The organism is Microbacterium sp. FW305-3-2-15-F-LB2 (genome assembly GCF_058787255.1).
Genome location: NZ_JBYSZO010000001.1, coordinates 206,977 through 228,120, shown reverse-complemented (window position 1 = coordinate 228,120; position 21,144 = coordinate 206,977). Strand labels below are relative to the sequence as shown.

The 21,144-nt window shown below is 72.0% G+C and carries 20 protein-coding genes; 14 read left to right on the top strand and 6 right to left on the bottom strand.

Features of this window, described 5'->3' with window-relative positions:
* The first annotated feature begins 39 nt into the window (after positions 1 to 39).
* The 4 genes from AC3WLZ_RS01120 to AC3WLZ_RS01105 are packed head-to-tail and all read left to right on the top strand — an operon-like array spanning position 40 to position 3,888.
* Positions 40 to 1,017: an XdhC family protein gene (locus AC3WLZ_RS01120; RefSeq protein ID WP_492468716.1), complete on the top strand. Its 978-nt coding sequence runs from the start codon at positions 40 to 42 to the stop codon at positions 1,015 to 1,017.
* Positions 1,014 to 2,312, top strand: coding sequence for an amidohydrolase family protein (locus AC3WLZ_RS01115; protein WP_492468715.1), 1,299 nt, complete (start codon positions 1,014 to 1,016; stop codon positions 2,310 to 2,312). Before AC3WLZ_RS01120 ends, AC3WLZ_RS01115 begins: the two co-directional genes overlap by 4 nt.
* Positions 2,309 to 2,944, top strand: a complete 636-nt coding sequence (locus tag AC3WLZ_RS01110) for a helix-turn-helix domain-containing protein (protein ID WP_412923261.1) — start codon at positions 2,309 to 2,311, stop codon at positions 2,942 to 2,944. Before AC3WLZ_RS01115 ends, AC3WLZ_RS01110 begins: the two co-directional genes overlap by 4 nt.
* Positions 2,941 to 3,888 (top strand): PDR/VanB family oxidoreductase, encoded by a 948-nt coding sequence (locus tag AC3WLZ_RS01105; protein ID WP_412923260.1) that lies wholly within the window; start codon positions 2,941 to 2,943, stop codon positions 3,886 to 3,888. The genes AC3WLZ_RS01110 and AC3WLZ_RS01105 overlap by 4 nt, the downstream gene beginning before the upstream one ends.
* 31 nt (positions 3,889 to 3,919) lie before the next feature.
* Here the strand turns inward: AC3WLZ_RS01105 and AC3WLZ_RS01100 are convergent, their stop codons facing one another.
* Together AC3WLZ_RS01100 and AC3WLZ_RS01095 are read right to left on the bottom strand one after the other, a co-directional pair.
* Positions 3,920 to 4,930: a glycosyltransferase gene (locus tag AC3WLZ_RS01100; protein WP_412923259.1), complete on the bottom strand. Its 1,011-nt coding sequence runs from the start codon at positions 4,928 to 4,930 to the stop codon at positions 3,920 to 3,922.
* Positions 4,927 to 6,153, bottom strand: a complete 1,227-nt coding sequence (locus tag AC3WLZ_RS01095) for a glycosyltransferase family 4 protein (protein WP_412923258.1) — start codon at positions 6,151 to 6,153, stop codon at positions 4,927 to 4,929. Before AC3WLZ_RS01095 ends, AC3WLZ_RS01100 begins: the two co-directional genes overlap by 4 nt.
* Before the next feature lie 244 nt (positions 6,154 to 6,397).
* On the opposite strand from AC3WLZ_RS01095, the gene AC3WLZ_RS01090 reads away from it, so the two are divergent.
* From AC3WLZ_RS01090 to AC3WLZ_RS01055, 8 genes are all read left to right on the top strand, one after another.
* Positions 6,398 to 7,582 carry a glycosyltransferase family 4 protein gene (locus AC3WLZ_RS01090; protein ID WP_492468713.1) on the top strand — a complete coding sequence of 395 codons (1,185 nt, stop codon included), beginning with the start codon at positions 6,398 to 6,400 and terminating at the stop codon, positions 7,580 to 7,582.
* 217 nt (positions 7,583 to 7,799) lie between these two features.
* Positions 7,800 to 9,083 (top strand): amidohydrolase family protein, encoded by a 1,284-nt coding sequence (locus tag AC3WLZ_RS01085; protein ID WP_492468712.1) that lies wholly within the window; start codon positions 7,800 to 7,802, stop codon positions 9,081 to 9,083.
* 7 nt (positions 9,084 to 9,090) lie between these two features.
* On the top strand, positions 9,091 to 9,870 hold the full coding sequence (locus AC3WLZ_RS01080; RefSeq protein ID WP_412923255.1) for an ABC transporter ATP-binding protein: 780 nt from the start codon (positions 9,091 to 9,093) through the stop codon (positions 9,868 to 9,870).
* On the top strand, positions 9,867 to 10,763 hold the full coding sequence (locus AC3WLZ_RS01075) for an ABC transporter permease (RefSeq protein ID WP_492468711.1): 897 nt from the start codon (positions 9,867 to 9,869) through the stop codon (positions 10,761 to 10,763). Before AC3WLZ_RS01080 ends, AC3WLZ_RS01075 begins: the two co-directional genes overlap by 4 nt.
* Positions 10,764 to 10,905: 142 nt before the next feature.
* Positions 10,906 to 12,087: an ABC transporter substrate-binding protein gene (locus tag AC3WLZ_RS01070; protein WP_492468710.1), complete on the top strand. Its 1,182-nt coding sequence runs from the start codon at positions 10,906 to 10,908 to the stop codon at positions 12,085 to 12,087.
* 188 nt (positions 12,088 to 12,275) lie between these two features.
* Positions 12,276 to 13,604, top strand: a complete 1,329-nt coding sequence (locus AC3WLZ_RS01065; RefSeq protein ID WP_492468709.1) for an FAD-binding oxidoreductase — start codon at positions 12,276 to 12,278, stop codon at positions 13,602 to 13,604.
* Positions 13,601 to 14,380, top strand: a complete 780-nt coding sequence (locus AC3WLZ_RS01060; RefSeq protein WP_412923251.1) for a creatininase family protein — start codon at positions 13,601 to 13,603, stop codon at positions 14,378 to 14,380. Before AC3WLZ_RS01065 ends, AC3WLZ_RS01060 begins: the two co-directional genes overlap by 4 nt.
* A gap of 127 nt (positions 14,381 to 14,507) precedes the next feature.
* Positions 14,508 to 15,716, top strand: coding sequence for an MFS transporter (locus AC3WLZ_RS01055; protein WP_492468707.1), 1,209 nt, complete (start codon positions 14,508 to 14,510; stop codon positions 15,714 to 15,716).
* A 135-nt stretch (positions 15,717 to 15,851) separates the two neighbouring features.
* Here the strand turns inward: AC3WLZ_RS01055 and AC3WLZ_RS01050 are convergent, their stop codons facing one another.
* The 4 genes from AC3WLZ_RS01050 to AC3WLZ_RS01035 form a co-directional block, all read right to left on the bottom strand.
* Positions 15,852 to 16,640 carry an alpha/beta fold hydrolase gene (locus AC3WLZ_RS01050; protein ID WP_492468706.1) on the bottom strand — a complete coding sequence of 263 codons (789 nt, stop codon included), beginning with the start codon at positions 16,638 to 16,640 and terminating at the stop codon, positions 15,852 to 15,854.
* 211 nt (positions 16,641 to 16,851) lie between these two features.
* Positions 16,852 to 18,228 carry an amidohydrolase family protein gene (locus AC3WLZ_RS01045; RefSeq protein ID WP_492468705.1) on the bottom strand — a complete coding sequence of 459 codons (1,377 nt, stop codon included), beginning with the start codon at positions 18,226 to 18,228 and terminating at the stop codon, positions 16,852 to 16,854.
* 156 nt (positions 18,229 to 18,384) lie between these two features.
* Positions 18,385 to 18,582, bottom strand: coding sequence for an alpha/beta hydrolase fold domain-containing protein (locus AC3WLZ_RS01040; RefSeq protein ID WP_492468704.1), 198 nt, complete (start codon positions 18,580 to 18,582; stop codon positions 18,385 to 18,387).
* Entirely contained in the window at positions 18,579 to 19,469 is an 891-nt protein-coding gene (locus AC3WLZ_RS01035; protein WP_492468703.1) for an alpha/beta hydrolase fold domain-containing protein, read from the bottom strand. Before AC3WLZ_RS01035 ends, AC3WLZ_RS01040 begins: the two co-directional genes overlap by 4 nt.
* Positions 19,470 to 19,698: 229 nt before the next feature.
* Between AC3WLZ_RS01035 and AC3WLZ_RS01030 the strand changes: the two genes are divergently transcribed.
* Positions 19,699 to 20,184: a hypothetical protein gene (locus AC3WLZ_RS01030; protein WP_492468702.1), complete on the top strand. Its 486-nt coding sequence runs from the start codon at positions 19,699 to 19,701 to the stop codon at positions 20,182 to 20,184.
* 97 nt (positions 20,185 to 20,281) lie between these two features.
* Entirely contained in the window at positions 20,282 to 20,986 is a 705-nt protein-coding gene (locus tag AC3WLZ_RS01025) for an SDR family NAD(P)-dependent oxidoreductase (RefSeq protein WP_492468701.1), read from the top strand.
* The last annotated feature ends 158 nt before the right edge of the window (positions 20,987 to 21,144 follow it).

The following is a 21,144-nucleotide window of genomic DNA, read 5'->3' as shown; positions in this document are numbered from 1 at the left end:
GTAGCGTGCGTGAAACACGGCGGGGATACGGTCGCCAGCATGCTCGAACTGGCCGCCGATCTGCTGCCCCTGATCGAACGCGGGGTACCCGTCGCGGCCGTCACGGTGACTCGTGTCGTGCGGAGCGCTCCGCGCGGCGTGGGCGCGACCCTCGCGGTGACGTCCGACGCGCGCGTCATCGGCTCGCTCTCGGGCGGCTGCGTCGAAGGCGACGCCGTGATGCTCGGACTGGACGCGCTCCGCTCGGGCGAGGTCCGTCGCGGGAGCTTCGGTTTCACCGGCCCGGACGACGCGATCGTCACCGCGGGACTCGCGTGCGGCGGGGCGATCGAGGTGGTGGCCTACCCGATCGACGGCGACGACGCCCGGGTGCGCGACGCCCTCGTGGCGGCCGCGGCCGGCCGCGAGAGCGCGATCGACCTCGACCTGACGGACGGGACGGTGCTGGAGCTGCACCGACCGTCGCGCCCCCGGCTCGTTGTCCTCGGCGCGGGCGAGCACGCGGCGGCCCTGTGCCGCGTGGGGGCGGCAGCGGGGTTCGCCGTGACGGTGTGCGACGCCTGGGCGCTGATGGTGACGCGCGACCGATTCCCCGAGGCATCCGAACTGGTCGTCGCCGCGCCGCACGACTACCTCGCTTCGCTGGAATCGCCGGACGAGCGCACCGCGGTATGCGTCCTGACGCACGACGAACGCCTCGACATCCCGGCCATCCGCACGGCACTGCGACTTCCCGTGGGCTTCGTCGGCGCCATGGGATCGCGGGCGACCGTCGCGCGGCGGGCCGCGCTGCTCACGCAGGCGGGAGTGACGGATGCCGAGCTCGGGCGGCTGCGTTCCCCCCTGGGCCTCGATCTCGGCGCGGAGACGCCCGAAGAGACGGCACTGTCGGTCATCGCCGAGATCGTCGCGTCACGTCGCCGCGCGAGCGCCCTGCCCCTGAGCTCGACGGACGGCCCCCTGCACGCCGGCGCCGCACCCGGCTGCGCGGTCCCGACGCCGGTGATGGCGCGATGACGGCGCTCGTCATCCGCGACGCCGTCGCGGTCGTCGAAGCCGAGGGCCGGGTCCGCACGGGCGATGTCGTGAGCGTCGACGGGATCATCGTGGACACCCCGGCGCCCGCGGACGCGACGGTCGTGGATGCGAGCGGCTGCGTCGTGACTCCCGGTCTCGTCAACGCCCACCACCACCTCCTGCAGACGGCGTTCCGGACTCTGCCCGGAACCCGCGGCATCCCGATGCGCGAATGGCTGCCCGCGATGGCGAGCGCGTACGCCGCGGCGGGTGTCGACCCCGAGCTGACCGGGATCGCGGCGAGCGCGGGGCTCGCGGAGGCGCTGCTCAGCGGAGTCACGACGGTCGCCGACCATCACCTCACGTGGCCGTCGGGGGCCGACACGGTCGGGATGGCCCGTGCCGCCGCGGATGCCGCCGCCCAGGTCGGTGCGCGACTTGCGTTCGTGCGCGGCGCCGCGCGGGACGACCCGGAGGAAGCCGCGCTGTCGGCCGAGGTGATCGCCGCCGCGCTCGTGGACGGGCGCCCGGGCGGTGTGACCGCGGACGGGATGCTGCAAGTGGCTGTCGGCCCCGCCGGAGTCCACAGCGACTCCCGCGAGACGTTCGCGCTGCTCGGCGAGGTCGCTGAGCGCCGGGGGCTCCGTCGCCGCACGCAGGCGAACGAGGTCGTGGACGTCGAGATCGCGCTCTCGACCTACGGCCGGCGTCCGATCGACCTGCTCGAGGACTGGGGCTGGCTCGCGCCCGACGTGACCCTCGCCCACCTGTGCGGCGTCACCGACGAAGAGATCGCCCGGCTCGCCGCCGCCGGTGTGACCGCGACCCACGCGCCGGGATGCGACGTACCGATGGGATGGGGCGTCGCTCCGGTGGCGAAGCTTCGGGATGCCGGCATCCCGGTGGGGCTCGGCACGAGCGGCGGCGGCAGCAACGACGCCGGACACCTCCTCGCGGACGCCCGTCTCGCGATGCAGGTCTCCGCCCTCGTGGGCCCCCAGCTCGCGGCATCCACGGTCCTGTCGATGGCGACCGCGGGATCGGCCGACGGCCTCGGGCGCCCCGAGCTGGGGAGGCTCACCCCGGGGTCGGCCGCCGACCTCTGCCTGTGGGACGTCTCGGGTGTCGCGGATGCCGGCGTCGCCGATCGCGTGGCGGGATTGCTGTGGGCATCTCCCGGCCGCCGTCCGCGCGCGGTCGTCGCCGCCGGGCGCCTCGTCGTGGAGGATGGACGGCTCACAGCCGCCGACGAAGCCGAGATCACCGCGCGACTGTTCGAGAGGGTGGGACGATGACCACCATGGCTCCCGCGATCCCCGCCGATGATCCCGCCACCGGCTCCACCGGCGACGAACGTCTCGGGGCGCACCTGCGCGGTCTGCGCAAAGCGCGCGGGTTGACGCTGACCCAGCTGGCCGAGGCGGCGGCGCTCTCGCATCCGTTCTTGAGCCAACTCGAGCGCGGTCTGGCCCGCCCGAGCATGGCGAGCCTGGAGAGGCTGGCGCGCGCCCTGGGCACGAGCCGCGTCGAGCTCATCGCCGCCTCCGAGCCGCCGCGTCCCGACGAGAGCGCGCACCCCACGTTCGTGCGCGCCGACGAGGGGCTCGTCGGACCCTACGCCGAAGGCAGCGCCCGGATGCTCGCCGAGGGTCCGCGTCGCTTCGAGCCGATGGAGTTCACCGGCGCGAACCCCGAACCCGGGGACCACTACGTGCACGAGGAGGACGAGTTCCTCACCGTGCTGGAGGGCTCGATCGTGATCTCGCTCGGCCCGTTCGGCGAGACGACCCTGTCCGTCGGCGACTCGGTCTACTGTCGGTCCGGCACACCGCACCGGTGGCACTCGCCCGGCGGTGCGCCCTACCGCCTGCTGATCGTGAAGGAACTGGTGCACGGCGCCCCCGACCCCGGCGAAGGAGAAGCATGAGCGGCGGTCTGACGTTCGAGGTGACCGTCCGCGAGCGCCGTGAGGCGGCGGACGGCGTCGTCGTGCTCGACCTCGAGCGGCCGGGTGGAGTACTGCCGCACTGGTCGCCGGGCGCGCACATCGACGTCGTGCTGCCCGGCGGAGTCGAGCGCCAGTACTCGCTGTGCGGCTCGCCGAGCGAACGGGGCACGTGGCGCATCGGCGTGCTCCGCGAGCGCGAAGGATCGGTGTGGCTGCACGAAAACGCCCACCCGGGCACCGCGCTGCGCGTGCGCGGCCCCGCGAACCACTTCCTCTTCGCTCCGACCGCGGGGCGCTCGTACGTCTTCGTCGCCGGGGGCATCGGCATCACCCCGATCGTTCCGATGATCGAGGCCGCCGAGACCGCGGGGGCCGCGTGGACGCTGCTCTACACCGGCCGCTCGCGGAGCACGATGGCGTTCGTCGACGAGCTCGTCGAGCGCTACGGCGACCGCGTGGAGGTATTCGCCGCCGACGAGGGCCGACGTCTCGATCTCGACGCGCGCCTCGGCACTCCCGTCTCGCGGGCGGTCGTCTACGCGTGCGGACCCGCGCGCCTCCTGGAGGCCCTGGATGCCACGATGTCGGGGTGGCCGCGCGGCAGCCTCCACGTCGAGCGGTTCGAGGCGAAGGTCCTAGGGCCGCCGGTGTGGTCGGAGCCTTTCGAGGTCGACCTCATGATGTCGGGGCTGACGGTGACCGTGCCGCCGGAGAAGTCGATTCTCGAGGTCGTCGAGGAGTACGGCGCCGTGGTCCCGTCGAGCTGCCGCGTCGGCACGTGCGGAACATGCGAAGTGCCCGTGATCGACGGGGACGTCGAGCATCGCGACTCCGTGCTGTCGCCGGAGGAGCAGGAGGCGAACCGCACGATGATGCTGTGCGTCTCGCGGGCGGCGTGCCCGCGCATCACGATCGAGCTCTAGGCGGCTCACCCAGCAGCTCACCCGTCTGCGGTCAGATCTCCACCTGACGCCCGAGACGGCCGGCCACAGCGTCGCCGACCGCCCGACGGATGATCGGCAGCTTCGACCATCGGCGCGTCACGATGGCACACCCGGCACAGAGCGCGAAGAACAGCGCCGCGTTCCCCGCACGCGGAATGCTCCACCGTCGCCCCGTCCCCAGTTCGCGATGCAGACGGTTGCGGAGGAAGTAGTACAGCAACGCCGGGCTCGTCGACAGGAACATCGCCCGCACCTCGAAGCCCGGCGGCATCCATCGTTCCCCGCGGGGGTCGACGACGACGGCATCGCGGACGTGGCCGATGCGACCCCCGCGCGCGACGATCCGGGAGGTGTACTCGAGGTCGTCGCCGTACAGCACGAAATCGGCGCGCGGCAGGCCGAGGGCTCGCAGGACCTCGGCTCGGGCCAGCAGCCCACCGTAGGGTGCGTAAGCGAGGTCGGTCCCCCGGGACCGGGCGCGCGGGCGACGCACGCCGAGGCGCTCGAGAAGGCGGCGGGCGTACAGACCCGCCTCGACGCCGGCGAACGAGATCGCCTCGCGCGGGCTCTCGCGCGCGGTCTCGGTCGCGACGACGTGGGCGATGGTCCGCGCGTCGGCCTCCGGCGCGCGGAGCGGTGCCGCGGCGGTCAGAGCGACCCCCTCGTCTCGCAGAGCGCGGTCGGCGGCGAGCAACCGGTCGAGCGCTCCCGGTTGCGCCAGATTGTCGTCGTCGAGGAGCCACACGTACTCCGTGTCCGCGTCGCACGCGCCGGCGATCGCGGCGGCGAAAGCCGGGGCCGACCCCTCGTTCCGCGGCATCCGCTTCACCGTGATCCGTCCCCCGCTCTGCGCCGCGGCGGCGTCCAGAGCGGCCGCGGCTGCGGGGACGGAGCCGTTGTCGACGATGAGCACCGTGTCCACACCCTCCTCCACCATGCGGGCGACGACCGCGAGGCACGACGCGTGCCGCGCACCGTAGGTGACCGTCGCGCCGGCGACGGTCGGGCGGGATCCGGTCACGGTGTGCCTCCTCGATAGATGGCGGCCAGGGAACGTCGGAAGGCGCTCCCGGAGAACTCGTCCGCGACGGCGTCGCGGTATCGCAGGGCCTCGCGGCGCGCGGCGTCCGGATCGGCGAGGGCCCGAACGATGCCCGAGGCGAGCCCGCGGGCATCGTCGGCGACCGCGAAGGCGCGGATGCGGTCGTCGACGATCCCCTCGACGCCGACACCCGTCGCGACCACCGGGATGCCGCGCAGCATCGCCTCGACCGTCTTGAACTTCACGCCGGCACCGGCCCGCAGGGGCACGAGCACCACGTCGGCGGCGGCGTACGCCGTGTCGAGCGAGTCCAGACGACCCGTGACGACGAACGACTCCGGACGCGCGGCGGCCACTCGACGCATCTCAGCGGTCGGACGCGCCCCGGCGAAGACGAAGCGCGCGTCGGGCTGCACCGCGAGCACCCGCGGGGCGATGTCGGCCATGGCCCAGAGCGCCGCCTCGGAATTGACCGACCGGTCGAACGCGCCCACGAACAACACGGTGGGAGCCGGATCCCCCTCGCGCATCGACACCTCGACGCCGTCGGCCAGCGGTGGACGGACGACGATCGCCCGCGCCGCCGACCCGGCGATCCGGCGGACGAACGCGGCATCCTTCGCACTGAACGAGACGACGGCGTCGGCGTGGCGATAGACAGACCGCTCGTCACGGCCCACGCTGGCCCGACGCCACCGGGCGAGGAGTCCCCGAGGACTCCACACCGCGCCGGCCGCGGCGAGGAAGCGTTCATAGCTCTGCGACACGACGTCGTGAGCGACCACGATGTGGCGCGCCCCACCCACCGGGCGGCGGCGGAGGCCGAACCACCCGCTCTCGCTCCACTGGTACTCGACGATGTCCGCGGCGGACAGTGCCGTCTGCGCCGCCGCGCTGAGACGGAGCGCGCGGCGACGCCGTGCGACCGGGCGGACCGGGAAGAGCCGTCGCTCCTGACGCTCGACGACCTCGACGAATCGACGCGCTCGAGCCGATCGCGGCCGATCGACGGGCACGAGGACGACGGCGATGCCCTCATCGAGCGATTCGGCCGCGGCCCGATTCTCCGGCCCATCGAACGACACGACCGTCACAGCGTGCCCCAGTTCCCGTAGCACCCGGAGGTGGCGGAGCAGGTACTGGCCACCCGCGTGGGGGATGCCGTCATACGGCACGCTCGGCGACAGACTCACGATCCGCATGCACCCTCCCCTGCGTACCGCGCGGCCGGCACAGGGAATCAGCATGCCGAGGCCCCGACAGCGCCCCGTCGACGCCCGGATCCGTCGGCACCGGGTGAGGTGATCGCAGCGGAATCACGAGGGAGCGCATGAACACCGGGCCCGCTCGCACGCGTACGGGGACGAAGACGCTTCGCGGGCTCGAGGCCGCACGTACTGTGTGTGCGGCAGCGATCCGGGCCGGGCGGGAGGAGGGCAGATCGTCATGAAGATCACCCATCTCCACAGCACGTTCGCCCTCCCCTGGGGCGGGGCGGAGGCTTACCTCTTCGCCCTCGCCGCGGAGCAGTGGGAACGCGGCCACGATGTGGAGATCGTGACGGCCGTCGCGGACGGCGAGAGTATCGCCCGGGCGGCCGCCGCCGGCATCCGCGTCACGATTCGCCCGACCTGGCGCCCGTACGCACCCGACCGACGAGGCTCCTCCCCCCTCGCCCGCGTGGTCTTCCACGGCCTCGACCTCGTTCATGCCGTCAGACGTCCCCGGGCCTACCGTCACGTGCAGGACGGCCGCGACGTCATGCACGTCCACCGTTTCCAGGGCGTGGGCGCCAGCGTGCTCCGCGCCCACCGCGCACCCGTCGTGCACACCGCCCACGACTTCTGCCTCGTCGACACGGCATCCACCACTCTTCGCGATGGCGTCCTGCCCCCGCGACTCGAGGTCGCCCAGCGCCTGCGGGCGCGCATCGTCGCCCGTTCCGCTCGCAAGGCGACCGTGATCGTCTTCCCCAGCGAGCGCACCCGGCTCCGTCACGCGGAGCTCGGCTTCGGCGCCGGCGGGGCGATCGGTCGCGTCGTGCCGCACGGCTGGCCGACGCCTCCCCTGTCCGCCGACGAGATCGAGATGCCGCCGCGCCCCCTGTTCGTGTTCCTCGGCAGGCTGCAGGAGTCGAAGGGCGTCGACCTCCTGCTGCGCGCGTGGAACGAGGCGCAGCTCGATGCCGACCTGGTCATCGCGGGCGACGGGCCCGAGCGCGCGACCGTCCAGGCGGCGGTGGGTGACCGGGTGCGGTACGTCGGCTGGGTCGACGCCGAGGCCAAGAGCGCCTTGATCCGCTCGTCGACCGCCCTCGTCTTCCCCTCGTTGTGGCCCGAGACCTTCGGCCTCGTCATCGCGGAGAGCCTCCTGCTCGGTCGCCCCGTCGTCGCGACTCCCCCGGCTGCCGGGGAACTGGTCACCGACGGTCGCAACGGGGTCGTGTCGACGGATGCCACGCCCTCAACGCTGGCCGAGGCTCTGCGTCGCATCGCGAACGACCCCGTCCTCCGGGAGACGGTCACCTCCGGCGCTGCGGCGAGCGCGGTCGAACTCGACTTCCATCAGCACGTCGATCGCATCGAGGCGATCTACCGCGAAGCGCGCGACCTGTTCGACGCCGCGAGCTGAGCCCCGGCATCTCTCCTTCCCCGTGGGGCGGCGTGCCGCGGCACGCCCTGCCGCGGCAGGTTTGTCACGAGGGTCACGAGCGGGAAATACGGCGGAAACGACCGGTTCCTAGCATCGGAAACAACCCAGATGTTGGTCACACCAACACTGGACCGCCGCTCCCGACGGCTCCGCCTCGACGCCGCGGCATCCCTTCCCTCATTCTCCGGAGGTCCTCGTGTCCGCCGCTCCACCCCTTTCGATCAGCGAGATCCGCAACGCGCGCCTGGCCTCCGGCGCGCTCGTGGACATCGCGATCGACGGCGACACGGTCGTCGCGGTGGTTCCCGCGGGGACCCCGCTTCCCGAGACCGCGGGCGAGATCCTCGACCTGACCGGTTACGTGGTCACGGCCGCGGGCGCGGAGCCGCACGCGCACCTCGACAAGTCGCAGTCGTGGGATGCCATCCAGCCCCCGTTCGGCGATCTCGACCGGGCGATCGAGAGCTGGCAGGCGTTCGCCCTGACGCTCGACGAGGACGAGACGCTCGACCGGGCTCGCTCCACGGCCCTGCGCATGCTGGCATCCGGAATCACCGCCGTACGCACTCACGTCGACCTGCTCCGCGGCGACGACGCCCTGATCGGCGCCCGCGCCCTCGTGCGGCTGCGCGAAGAGCTCCGCGGCCTGATGGACATCGAGCTCGTCGCCCTCGGCGGCCCGACCGTGCCCGACGCGGTGTTCGACGCCGCCCTCGATGCGGGCATCGACCTGGTCGGCGGCGCGCCGCACCTCGCGGACGACCCGCTCGCCGACCTCGACCGCCTCATCGCGATTGCTCGGCGCCGCGATGTCGGCCTCGACCTGCACACCGACGAGAGCCTCGCCGGGGCGGACACGCTCGCCGCGTACGCGCGGGCCGTCACCGGCTGGCACCGCACGCGTGCGGCGGGCCACTGCGTCCGGCTGAGCATGATGCCGACGGAAGACCTCACGGCCCTGGCCGACGAGGTGCGCGCCGCCGACATCGGCATCATCGCCCTGCCCATCACCAACCTCTACCTCCAGGGCTGGGATGCCGACCACGCGGTGCCCCGCGGAATCGCGCCGATCGGCCGACTCAAGGCCGCCGGCGTGCGCGTCGCGGCGGGAGCCGACAACGTCCGCGACCCATTCAACCCCGTGGGCCGTTGCGACCACCTCGAGACCGCGTCCCTCCTCGTCGCCGCGGGGCACCTCGCCCCCGAAGACGCGGTGGATGCCGTCACCACCGGTGCGCGCGACGTCATGGGCCTCCCGCTCGCGGGTCCGGTCCCCGGTGCCCGCGCCGACCTGGTCGCCGTCCGCGCCGACTCGCTCGGCGACGCGGTCGCCTTCGCCTCCGCCGACCGCGTCGTCCTGTACCGCGGGCGCGTCGTCAGCCGCACGACGGTGTCGACGCAGACGGCGCTCCCTTCCCGCACACCCCTCGCCGACGCACCCGCACCGGCGCTTCCGACCCTCGTCCCGACCGGAAAGTGAGCGTTTCGTGACCCTCGCCTCCCCCACACCGGCAGCCACGCTCGCGGACCCCGCCGCGCCGCTGCTGGACTTCCGGAACGTCGCCATGACGTTCCCCAACGGCACCACCGCCCTCTCGGGGGTCGACCTCGTCGTCCAGCGCGGCGAGTTCGTCAGCGTCGTCGGCCCGTCCGGCTGCGGCAAGTCGACCCTGCTGCGCATCGCGTCCGGGCTCGAGTCCGCCAGCGAAGGAGACGCGACGGTCAACACCGACCGCATCGGCTACGTCTTCCAGGACGCCACGCTCCTGCCCTGGCGGGACGTGCAGTCGAATGTCGAACTCCTCGCCGAGCTCAACTGGCAGCCCAAGCGGGTGCGCACCCCGAAGGCCAAATGGGCCATCGATCTCGTCGGCCTCAACGGCTTCGAGAAGCACCTGCCCAAGCAGATGTCGGGCGGCATGAAGATGCGCGCTTCGCTCGCCCGTTCGCTCACGCTCGACCCCGAACTGTTCCTGTTCGACGAGCCGTTCGGCGCCCTCGACGAGATCACCCGCGAACGCCTGAACGACGAGCTCCTCAAGATCTTCGTCGAGCAGAAGTTCGGCGGACTCTTCATCACCCACTCGGTCTCCGAAGCGGTCTACCTCTCCACCAAGGTCGTCGTGATGTCCGGTCGCCCCGGCCACCTCGTCGACACGTTCGAGGTCCCCTTCGACATGCCGCGCGACCCCGAGATCCGCTACACGGGCGAGTTCGCCAAGCTCGTCGGCGAGGTCTCCCACGCCCTCCGGGAAGGACACTCATGAGCACCACCTCTGCAGAGCCGGTCGTCTCCGAGACGTCCGAGCCCACGGCATCCACCCCCGCTCCGTCGGGCGACGCGGGGCCCAAGGCTCCGCCGCGCGGTCGCGGCCCGGTCGCCCGCGCGCTGATCATGGCGGGCCCGCCGCTCGGCGTCCTCGCCGTGCTCGTGGGCGTCTGGTACCTCATCGCGGGCCTCCTCACCGCCACCGGCAAGGGCTTCCTCCTGCCGATGCCGCACGAGATGTTCACGAAGGGCTTCTTCAACCCGCAGGTCAGCGTCGACATCTGGGTGGCGCTGTTCCGCACCACGGGTGTCGCCCTGACCGGTCTCGCGGTCGCCATGATCCTCGGCATCGGCTGGGCCATCGCGATGTCGCTGGCCCGCTGGGTCGAGCGCAGCACCTACGCCTACGCGGTGATCCTGCAGTGCATCCCGATCCTCGCGCTCGTGCCGCTGGTCGGCTTCTGGTTCGGGTACGAGTTCACCGCCCGCGTGATCGTCTGCATCCTGATCGCCCTGTTCCCGATGGTCTCGAACACCCTGTTCGGCCTGCAGTCGGTGGACAAGTCGCAGCGGGAGCTGTTCCGCCTCCAGAAGGCGAACAAGTGGACGGTGCTCACCAAGCTCACCCTCCCCGCCGCACTCCCGTCGATCTTCGTCGGCATGCGCACCTCGGCAGGCCTCTCGGTCATCGGCGCGATCGTCGGCGACTACTTCTTCCGCCGCGGCGAACCGGGCATCGGCTCGCTCATCTCCAACTACCAGTCGCGCCTGCAGAGCGCCGAGCTGTTCGCCTCGATCCTCGCGGCGTGCCTTCTCGGCGTGGTCATCTTCGCCTTCTTCGGCTGGCTGTCGAAGGTCGCCGTCGGCCGCTGGTACGAAGCAGCGCGCTGATCCCCGCGGCCACCACCCGCACCGCACAGACCCCGGATGCCACGGCACCGCGCCCTCGGGCGTGCCCGCGGGCGTGGCATCCGACCCCTCCTGCACCACCTCCGTACCCGAGAGTTCCACCCGTCACAGAAAGCGAAACAGCATGAAGCGCAGCACCCTCGTCCGCGGTACCGCCGTCACCGGCGCGTTCGCGATCGCCCTCACGCTCACCTCGTGCGCCGGCAGCGCCGCGGATCAGGCGGCACCGAGCAGCAGCGACATGACGATCGGCTCGGTCGACCTGTCGGCCGACTGCCCCGCGACCATCGTCGTCCAGACCGACTGGAACCCGGAGGCCGAGCACGGCCACCTCTACGAGATGATCAAGGACGACTACACGGTCGACGCCAACACCAAGGCCGTCACCGGCCCGCTGATGTCGGACGGCGAGTACACCGGCGTGAACCTCGAGATCCGCGCCGGCGGCCCCGCCATCGGCTTCCAGACCGTGTCGGCCCAGATGTACCAGGACGACGCGATCACCCTCGGCTACGTCAGCACCGACGAGGCGATTCAGCTCTCGAGCACCACGCCCACCAAGGCCGTCATGGCGCCGCTGGACATCAGCCCGACCATGGTGATGTGGGACCCCGAGACCTACCCCGACGTGAAGACGATCGAGGACGTCAAGCCCGCGCTCGAGGCGAACAAGGGCGTCTGGCGCTTCTTCGACGGCTCGGCGTACATCGAGTACCTCAAGAGCGCCGGGCTCGCCAGCGCCGACATCCTCGACGGCTCGTACGACGGCACCCCGTCGAACTTCGTCGCCGCCGGCGGCAAGGACATGCAGCAGGGCTTCGCCTCGGCTGAGCCGTACGTCTACCAGAACGAGGTCTCGGCCTGGGGCAAGCCGGTGAAGTTCGCCCTGATCCACGACTCGGGATGGCAGACCTACCAGTCCTCGATGTCGGTCAAGGCCGCGGACTTCGACGAGCTCTCGCCCTGCCTCACGAAGCTCGTCCCCGTCCTGCAGAAGGCCGGCGTCGCGTACTACGAGGACCCGAAGGCCGCGAACGACCTGATCCTCAAGCTCGTCGAGGAGTACAACACCGGTTGGACCTACACGCAGGGCGTGGCGGACTACTCGGTCAAGACGCAGGTCGACCTCGGCCTCGTCGGCGACGGCCCCGACTCGACCTACGGCAACTTCGACGACGCCCGCTTCGCGGACTTCTTCGAGAAGGCGAGCAAGGTCTACACCGACCTGGGCACCCCGCCCGCGTCCGGCTACACCCCCGCCGACCTGTACACGAACGAGTTCATCGACACCTCGATCTCGTTCTGATCGATCCGGCCCGGTCCGCTTCGCGCGGGCCGGGCCGGCCCCCTCTCTCCCCCTTCCGGTTTTCGGTTCGCCGAGACTTCATCCCGCCGACAACCCCCGCGCAACCTGCGCCACCGTCGTCAGTCCGATGAAGTCTCGGGGATCGGACACCGGAACATCACCCACCCGCGTCACCCGGAGACACCCCCATGAGCGACACCGCCACCCGCGTCCTCTCCCTCGAGGACGATCTTCTCGAGCTGCTCGGCCCCGCGGCCGTCAGCACCGAACCGCGCGTGCGCGAGCGCGCCAGCGTCGACGGGTCGCCGATGTCTCCGATCATCGCCGCCAAGCTCCCCCTCGGCCTCGCCGACCTCGTCGCGTTCCCCACGGATGCCGAGCAGATCGCGATCGCGGTCGCCGCCGCCGCACGGCACGGCGTGCCCGTCACCGTCCGAGGAAAGGGCACCGGCAACTACGGCCAGGCCATCCCGATGCAGGGCGGCCTCGTCGTCGACACCACCCGCGCCAAGGCCATCATCGAGGTCGGGGACGGCTTCATCACCGCCGAGGCAGGGACCCCCATGGTGCTCCTGGAGCAGGCCGCGTGGGCCGCCGGCCAGGCGCTGTGGATGTACCCCTCGACCGCGCAGTCGACGCTCGGCGGCTTCCTCTCCGGCGGCTCCGGCGGCACCGGCTCCATCGAGCACGGGTCCAACGACCGCGGCTTCGTCGCCGCGCTCGACGTCGTGCACGCCGACGGCAGCGCCGACATCATCCACGTCGAGGGTGACGAAGCCCAGAAGTACGTGCACAACTACGGCACGGCCGGCGTCATCGTCCGCGCCACCGTTCGACTCGAGCCGCTACGCGAGTGGCGCGGGCTGTGGGCCAGCTTCCCCGACTTCGCCGGCACGCTCTCGGTGCTGCAGATCATCGGCAACCTCGACCCCACCCCGCGCCTGGTGTCGGGCGACGGACCCGAGATCTCGGCGGCCCTCCCCGCCGACGAGGCGATCCCCGAGGGCCGGTCGAGCCTGCGGGCCATCATCGACGCGTCGCTCATCGACACCGTCACGGCGATCGTCGAGGGAGCGGGTGGCCGCGTGGAGGCCGTGCGCGAGGGGCCGCAGGCCAGCATCCGCCTGTCGATGCTCAGCTACAACCACCCGATCGAGTGGTACCAGAAGAGCCAGCCGCACGAGGTGTTCCACCTCGAGGTCGCGGGCACTCCGCTGGCGGAGGACGTGGACGCCGTCGAGGCGGTGTTCCCCGGCGCGAAGCTCCACATCGAGTCGACCAAGCTCCACCCGATCGGGATGCTCGCCGCGCCCTACGTCAGTGAGGAGGACGTGTACCGCGGTATCGCCGATCTCAACGCGATCGGCGTGGGCGTGCACAACCCGCACCAGTGGAACGTCGACTTCAACGTCGAGCAGACCGCCGAGCTCGCCAAGAGCACCGACCCGAACGGGCTGCTGAATCCCGGCAAGCTCGACCCGGCGTACGCCGGTGCACGGAAGGGGGCGATCCGATGAGCCGCCTGCTCGCGGAGCTCAGCGGTCCCGCCGCGGCCGAGGCCCTCACCGAGAAATCGATCATCGTGCTGCCGACGGGAGCCATCGAGCACCACGGCCCCCACCTGCCCCTGGCGACGGATGCCATCGTGGCCGAGGCCTCGGCGACGGCCGCCGTCGCGCGCGCCGCCGCCCAGGGCCTCGACGTCTGGCAGCTGCCGACGCTGTCGATCACGAAGTCGGACGAGCACTCGTGGGCACCGGGCACGCTGTGGCTCACCCCCGAGACGATGATGCAGACGATCGTCGACATCGGCCGCTCCCTGCTCACCACGCGCGCGCGCACGCTCGTGTTCCTCAACGGTCACGGCGGCAATGTCGCGCTGCTCAACGTCGCGAACCGCGAGCTGCGCCGACGCTTCGGCCTGCGCACGTTCTTCATGCCGGCCGCGCGCGTGCCCTCATTCACGGGCACCGACGGCGGCCCGGACGAGCACGGCACCGGCATCCACGCCGGGCACGGCGAGACGAGCATGATCATGCACCTGCGGCCCGAGCTCGTGGACGCGTCGAAATTCGAAGCGACCGTGCCCGCGCACATCGGCGACTTCCGGCACATCGGCTTCAATGGCAAGCCCGTCACCTTCGGCTGGCTCTCGAACGACTTCGGCCCCACCGGGGTGCTCGGCGACCCGACGGGCGCGAACGCCGCGCACGGCGCCGAGCTGTTCGAGGACAGCGTGTCGTTCGTCGTCGAGGCGCTCGAGGAGATCAGCCGATTCGACTACACCGCGTGACCGGGCTGCTGCGGACACAACGCAGGAGATCCGGCCGCCGCTTCGCGCTACGTCGCGTGATGACGGGCGGCCCCGTGGCGGGGGTCTCGGTCTTCCTTCGTTGTGTATCGCCACGCGAGGCCGCCGGATGACCGCCGCGACCGAGGCCACGGGCATCCGCGCGTACGCGCAGGTGCTGCGCCTCCCCGGCGCGCGGTCGTTCGTCGCCGCCGGGGTCCTGGCCCGCTTCCCGCGGGCCACGCTGTCGCTCGGCATCATCCTGCTCGTCTCGTCGGCGACCGGCAGCTTCGCCTCGGCGGGGATCGTCGTCGCGCCGCTCGTCGTCGGGATGGCGGTGGCCGCTCCGCTGTGGTCGTCGCGCATGGATCGGCACGGACAGGCCCGCGTCATCCTGATCTCGCTCGGATGCCTCGTGCTCGCGGCATCCGCTCTGCTCGCCCTCGTGCTGACGGATGCGCCGTTCTGGACGTGGCTCGTGGGCGCGTTCGCGACCGGGGCGGCAACGCCCGACCTGACCTCGGCCGTGCGCGCACGGTGGACGGTGCTCGCACCGGAGTCGCAGCGGACTCACGCCCTCGCGCTGGAGACGATCGGCGACCAGATGGTCTTCATCTCCGGACCGCCCGCCATCACCGCGGTGGCCGCCGCGCTCAACCCGGCGGTCGCGATGCTCGGGTCGCTCACGCTCGGCGTGATCGGCGGGGTGTGGCTGGCATCGCAGCGCGGCACACAACCGACGGCGACCGGCGCGACCGGCCGCGCGCGGTTCGTGCTTCCCCCCGCCGGGGTCGTGCCCGTCGCTCTCGCGTGCATCGCGCTGGGCGGCGTGTTCGGGGCGTTCGACGTCACGCTGGTCGGATGGGCCGAGGTCGGCGGACGTCCGTGGCTCGCCGGCCCCGCGTTCAGCGCGCTGGCGCTCGCGATCGCGGTGGGGTCGGTGATCACCGGGGCGCGGGCGTGGAGGGTGTCGCCGATCACCCGCTTCATCGGGTTCGCCGCCGCGGCGGCGGTCGCTGCGCTCGCGCTACCCCTCACGCAGGGGCTGACCCCGGTGCTGTTCCTCGCGATCCTGCTGCTCGGACTGCTGCTGTCGCCCGTGATGATCTCGGGGATCCTCGTGGCATCCGCCCGCGCGCCGGAAGGACGCGTGACCGAGACGCTCGCCTATCCGACCGCGGCCATGTCGCTCGGCGTCCCCATCGGCGGGGTGATCGCCGGATCGGCCCTGGATGCCACGGGCCCCGCGACCGCGCTCGTCACCATCGCCGTGGCCCTGGCGTGCACCGCGGTGGTCGCGGCCGCGGGCGAAGGGGTGCTGCGAGCGGTGCGGCGCTGAGCCGGCGCCCTGCCGGGTGCGGCCGGATTCGCCGAGACTTCATCGCGCCGACGAGTCCCTTGCAGGCTGCGCGGGAGACGTCAGCGCGATGGAGTCTCGCAGGCTACGGGACCACGGAGACGGACCACGAACCGGCTACAGCGCGGCGGCGAGGTGACGCAAGACCGACACGTGGCCGTCGGCGGGGTGAAGCTGCAGCGACGCGTCCGGCAGGCCCGCGGCGAGCAGCCGCGCGTGACGGGGTGGGATCACACGATCGTGCTCGCCCTGCACGAGCAGAACGGATGCCGTGACCTCGGCCAGCGCGAACCCCCACGGCCGCGCGAACGCGAGGTCGTGGTGGATGAGCCCGTCGTCGCCGAACTCGGCCGACTCCCCGACGTCGGCGCCGAGCGACGCCCACTCCCCTCGGAGCGTCGCGTAGTCGGCATCCACGAACGAGTCCGGATCGAAGTCGTCGATCTCGGCGAACCGGCGGCGCGCGTCTTCGCCCTCGGTCGCCGCACGGAGCGCCTGAGGCGCCTGCATTCCGGTGAACCAGGCGTCGGTTCCGTCGAACGGCGCGGGCGACGCGAACGTCACGACTCGGCGGATCAGCTCGGGCATCGCTGCGGCGCACGCGAGGGCATGCGGTCCGCCACCGGACGCCCCCACCGAGACAACGGATGCTACACCCAACGCCTCGAGCACCGGTCGCAGACCCACGGCGACGTCGACGACCGTGCGACCTGGGATGCGGGCGGAGTACCCGTACGCGGGACGCGCGACCGACACCACGGCGAGTCCGTGCGCGTCGGCCGCTGCCCGCACGGGAGGCAGGATCGCGCCGGTCTGTGGCGAGCCGTGGTGCCATAGGAGGACATCGCGTCCGGCGAGGTCGTCGTGCGAGGTGTGGACGTCCAGTCCCGCGATCGTGGAGCGCATGCGCCCAGGTTCGCACGCCCTCCATCCGCTCGCGTCGCGCCGCGTCTCCCTCTTCCGATCCGCGAGACTTCATTGCGCCGACATCCGCTGCGCAGGCTGCAGGGGAGATGTCGGCGCGATGAAGTTTCGCGGATCGGACGGACCCCGCGGGGCGCGGGCGCTGCGCGACGCGGCGCCCGGGGGGGGCGGGGCGACGCCGGCCGCTTGAGGATTACAGGATGACGCCGAACTCGTCCGCCAGCGCGGGGAGCTGCGTGTGCAGCACCTCGGATGCCTCGGCCGCGAGCGGGTTCGTCGAGACGCCGTTCTCGTTCACGAGCTCGCCGCCGACGTACACCTGCTTCAGGTTGCGGAGTCCGCACGCGAGCACGTAGCTGCGCACCGGGTTCCAGAGCGGTCCGACGTCGGGGAGCCGCGGGTCGACCACCACGAAGTCGGCGAACTTGCCCACCTCGAGGCTGCCGACTCGGTCGTCGACGCCCATGATCTCGGCGCCACCGAGGGTGTGCAGGCGCAGCACGCGCTCGGGCATCATCGACAGCGGGTCGTGGGTGCGGGCGCGCTGCATGAACATGCCCATCCGCATGTTCTGCCACGGGTCGGCGACGTCGGTGCAGGCCTGGTCGTCGAGGCCCATGCCGACCTTCATACCGAGGTCGAGCATCTCGGGCACGTGGGCGATCCCCGACGCCAGGCGCCCGTTGGATGCCGGCTGCCACGACATCGCGGCACCGCCGGCGGCGGCATCCGCGATGATCTCGGGCGTCGTCTGGATGAAGTGCCCGAACATCATGCCCGGCCGCAGCGCGCCGGCGTTCTTGTACAGCTGGAACTTCGTCTGCTGGTGCTCGATCGCCTCGTACGTCTCGAGGAAGTGCGCCTGGTTGGTGACGCCGAAGCGGTCCATGACCGCGACCTCGATCTCGGCGGCATCCGGCCGCGTCGACCACTGCACCTGCCCCATGATCGAGGCGCCGAGCGCGATGTCGGGATTCATCGCCAGGACGTGATCCAGGGATGCCTCGAACCGGGCGAAGATCTCGTCGTCGGTGCCGACGGTGGCATCGAGCGCGATGGAGTCGACGAAGCGGAGGCCCGCGTCGTGGCATCCGTCGGCCTGCCGGGTGTGCCACGCGTGGTCGCGCAGGACACCGCCGCCGTCGGCGCGCTTGCCCTCGACCATGGGCTCCCACGGCAAGAGGGGGTCGGTGAAGTTGTACGCCGTGGTCACGCCGTTGGCGAGGAAGTCGAGCGAACCGTGCAGCGTCGCCCAGTAGATCTGGTCGGGAGAGGCGTTGTTGAGGACGCTGAACATCGACGTGCACCAGCCGTAGAGCGTCTGATCGACGCCGAGTCCACGGGAGCCGCTCGTGAACAGGTGGCTGTGCGAGGAGACGAATCCGGGAGCGACGAACTTGCCGTCCACGTCGAGGATCTCGTCGGCGGTGACTCCCGGATCGGGGTCGCCGGCGCCGATCGCGGCGATGCGTCCGTCCTCGACGAGCATGTACCCGCGCTCGATGTAGCCGGGGTCGTCGGTGCCCGCGGGGACCGTGATGAGCCGTGCGTTCGTGACCAGAAGCGACATGTTGATGACGGTAACAATCGCGTGTTTCCGCGGTGTTCCGAGCGTGCGGCGGGGCGTTTGCGGGGCTTCCTCGTCCCACTTCTGACGGAGCATGTCCCACTTATGGTCGGTGGGGAGCCGCCCAGGCAACCATAAGTGGGACGAGGTTCGAGCGACTCAGGCGAACGCGGCGCGCACCGCCGGCGCGACGGCGGCGAGCACGGCGTCGCGCGCGGGCGTCGACGGGAACACCAGGAACAGGTGCGGCACACCCTCGCGGCGCACGAACTCGACGGGGGTTCCGGATGCCGCCAACCGCCCGGCGTACTCCTCGGCCTCGTCGGAGAGCGGGTCGACGCCCGCCGCGACGATCACCGCCGGAGCCGAACCGGCGAGGTCGGGGGCGCGCAGCGGCGCGGCCTCGACGGGCACCGGGTCCGACGCGGCGCGCAGCGGTACCGCCTCGACGGGCACCGGGTCCGCGCCCCCGTCACCGCCGTGGCGGCCGGGTGCGCCCCATCACTCGCGGCGTCGACCACCCCGGCGGCCGAGGGCGCACCGCCCGCCGCCCCCGCGCCGCCGAGGTACAGCCCCCAGTACCACTGCATCCCCTTCGCGGTGAGGGGCAGGTTCTCGGTGTGGGCGCGGTAGCTGGGGCGGTCGGGGTCGGGAGCGTCGAGCACGGGGCAGAGCAGCACCTGCACCCGGATGCCGGGAGCGCGGCCCTCGCGCGCGCGGAGGGCGAGCGCGGCAGCGAGGTTCCCGCCCGCGCTGTGCCCGGCGACACCCAGCAGCTCGCGGTCGGGCACGAGCCCGCCGGCCCCGTCCGCGGCGAACCGCAGGGCGCGGTCGAGGTCGTCGAGTCCGGCCGGGAAGGGATGCTCGGGCGCGAGCCGGTAGTCGACGCTCAGCACCTGGGCACCGGTGGCCGCGGCGAGCGCGCGACACAGGGCGTCGTTGTTGTCGAGGTCGCCGGCGACCCATCCGCCGCCGTGGGCGAACACGAGCGTTCCGCGGTGCCCGGCGCGCGGCCGGTACATCCGCAGCGCGAGGCCGTCGGCATCCGTGTCGATCGACTCGACGTGCGCGTCGTCGGGCAGCCGCACCCACGACGGGTTCGCGCGCAGCTCGGCGATCCGCGCAGCGTCGTCGCCCTCGGCATCCGTGGCTCCCGAGGGGATCGTGCCCGCCCGGGCCGCGAGCCGCGCGAGGTGCGCGCGCACGTCGGGGTCGGTGATCGCGGGGTGCACGCTGTCGGTCACGGTTCTCCTCGGGTGGGTGGGGTCGGGTGCGGATGCGGGCCTCGAGTGTCCAGGACACGCGGATGCCACGCGACACGGTCCGCGGGTCTTGGACACCACGCACCCGAAGGAACCGCCCGGCGCGCCGCCACTGCCACCGTACGGGCGCGAGGACCTCGCCCGGTCGAGCGCCCACCAAGCGTTACGGCGCGGAAACACGCGCGTCGCCCGTACCACCGACGATGGCCGCATGACCTCTCCCGAGCGGCGCGCGGCGTCGATCCTGCGCGCGCAGCACTTCGTCGTGATCGGTACCGCGGACGCCGACGGACCCTGGACGGCCGCGGCGCAGTACCGGCTCCTCCCCCGCGGCCTGTACGTCGAGTCGGACGTCTCGTCGCGGCACGCCCGCGCGATCGCGGCGTCGGGGGTGGCATCCGGGGTCGTGTTCGACTCGTCGGCCGCGCCCGCCGACGCCGACGGGGTGCAGCTGGAGTTCGCGGCGCGGGAGGTGGATGCCGAGGCCTCGGCGATCCGCGACATCATCGCCTCGCGCCTCCCCCGCGACGCCGGCGACGACGACCCGGCCGCCGTGCTCGCCGTGCCGGCGAAGCGTCTTTACGTGCTCGAGGTCATGCGGGCGTTCGTGTTCGATCGCGACGCGTGGCGCTCGCGCGGCACCGACGCCCGGCTCGAGGTGGACGTCGCCGCCGTGTGGGCACTGCTCGCGGGCTGAGCCCCGTTACGCCGCGGAAACACGCGCGTCGCGAGCGCGTTCCGGCCGGCGCGTACGGTGACGCCGAGGGGGCTCGACACCGTGTGAGAGGAGAACCATGTCGCAACGCGTCATCGTGACAGGAGGTTCCGGCGGCATCGGCGCCGCGATCGTGGAGCGATTCGCCGCCGACGGCGCACGAGTCGCCGTCCTCGACCGCCGCGCACCCGCCGGGGGCTCGGCATCCTTCTTCCCGGTCGATCTGCTCGACCCTCTCGACACGCGGCGCGCGGTGGGCGAAGCGATCGAGGGGCTCGGCGGCGTCGACGTGCTCGTGAACTGCGCCGGCATCTTCCAGCACGCGTCGCTGCTCGACATCACCGTGGACGACTGGGATCGCGTCCTCGACATCAACGCCCGCGCGACCCTCGTCACGATGCAAGCGGTCGCGCCCGTCATGCTCGAGGCGCGGTCAGGCTCCATCGTCAACATCGCGAGTATGGCCGCGAAGCACGGCGGCGGCGGCGAGGGACACTACGCCGCGTCGAAGGCCGCGGTCGTGGCGCTCACGCGCGCGGGTGCGCAGGAGTGGGGATGCCACGGCGTCACCGTCAACGCCGTCTGCCCGGGGTACGTGCTCACCGACATGGGCGCCGACACGCGCTCCGAGGCGGACATCGCGGCGTGGAGCGCGAAGTCGCCGCTGGGTCGTCTCGGCATCCCGGAAGACGTCGCGGGGGTGACGCACTTCCTCGCCTCCCCTGCCGGCGGTTACCTGACCGGCCAGGCGATCAACGTCACCGGCGGCATGATCATGCACTGAGGCCGGAGGGCGGCGGGCGAAACTCCGGAAGAAACGAGCTGCATCGCTGGAACGAGGGGCATTCACACCGTCATCCGGCAGTTTCTCCGGAGTACGGCCCGCCGAGAACCGGGAATGGCCCGCCCAGCCCGACGTTGCATACCGGGTACCCCGCTCGG

What these genes read in the sequence shown, in the direction of transcription:
- AC3WLZ_RS01120 (WP_492468716.1), top strand. Translation starts at nt 40, where the DNA reads ATGCTCGAACTGGCCGCCGATCTGCTGCCCCTGATCGAACGCGGGGTA.
- AC3WLZ_RS01115 (WP_492468715.1), top strand. Translation starts at nt 1,014, where the DNA reads ATGACGGCGCTCGTCATCCGCGACGCCGTCGCGGTCGTCGAAGCCGAG.
- AC3WLZ_RS01110 (WP_412923261.1), top strand. Translation starts at nt 2,309, where the DNA reads ATGACCACCATGGCTCCCGCGATCCCCGCCGATGATCCCGCCACCGGC.
- AC3WLZ_RS01105 (WP_412923260.1), top strand. Translation starts at nt 2,941, where the DNA reads ATGAGCGGCGGTCTGACGTTCGAGGTGACCGTCCGCGAGCGCCGTGAG.
- AC3WLZ_RS01095 (WP_412923258.1), bottom strand. Translation starts at nt 6,153, where the DNA reads ATGCGGATCGTGAGTCTGTCGCCGAGCGTGCCGTATGACGGCATCCCC.
- AC3WLZ_RS01090 (WP_492468713.1), top strand. Translation starts at nt 6,398, where the DNA reads ATGAAGATCACCCATCTCCACAGCACGTTCGCCCTCCCCTGGGGCGGG.
- AC3WLZ_RS01075 (WP_492468711.1), top strand. Translation starts at nt 9,867, where the DNA reads ATGAGCACCACCTCTGCAGAGCCGGTCGTCTCCGAGACGTCCGAGCCC.
- AC3WLZ_RS01070 (WP_492468710.1), top strand. Translation starts at nt 10,906, where the DNA reads ATGAAGCGCAGCACCCTCGTCCGCGGTACCGCCGTCACCGGCGCGTTC.
- AC3WLZ_RS01065 (WP_492468709.1), top strand. Translation starts at nt 12,276, where the DNA reads ATGAGCGACACCGCCACCCGCGTCCTCTCCCTCGAGGACGATCTTCTC.
- AC3WLZ_RS01060 (WP_412923251.1), top strand. Translation starts at nt 13,601, where the DNA reads ATGAGCCGCCTGCTCGCGGAGCTCAGCGGTCCCGCCGCGGCCGAGGCC.
- AC3WLZ_RS01055 (WP_492468707.1), top strand. Translation starts at nt 14,508, where the DNA reads ATGACCGCCGCGACCGAGGCCACGGGCATCCGCGCGTACGCGCAGGTG.
- AC3WLZ_RS01050 (WP_492468706.1), bottom strand. Translation starts at nt 16,640, where the DNA reads ATGCGCTCCACGATCGCGGGACTGGACGTCCACACCTCGCACGACGAC.
- AC3WLZ_RS01045 (WP_492468705.1), bottom strand. Translation starts at nt 18,228, where the DNA reads ATGTCGCTTCTGGTCACGAACGCACGGCTCATCACGGTCCCCGCGGGC.
- AC3WLZ_RS01030 (WP_492468702.1), top strand. Translation starts at nt 19,699, where the DNA reads ATGACCTCTCCCGAGCGGCGCGCGGCGTCGATCCTGCGCGCGCAGCAC.
- AC3WLZ_RS01025 (WP_492468701.1), top strand. Translation starts at nt 20,282, where the DNA reads ATGTCGCAACGCGTCATCGTGACAGGAGGTTCCGGCGGCATCGGCGCC.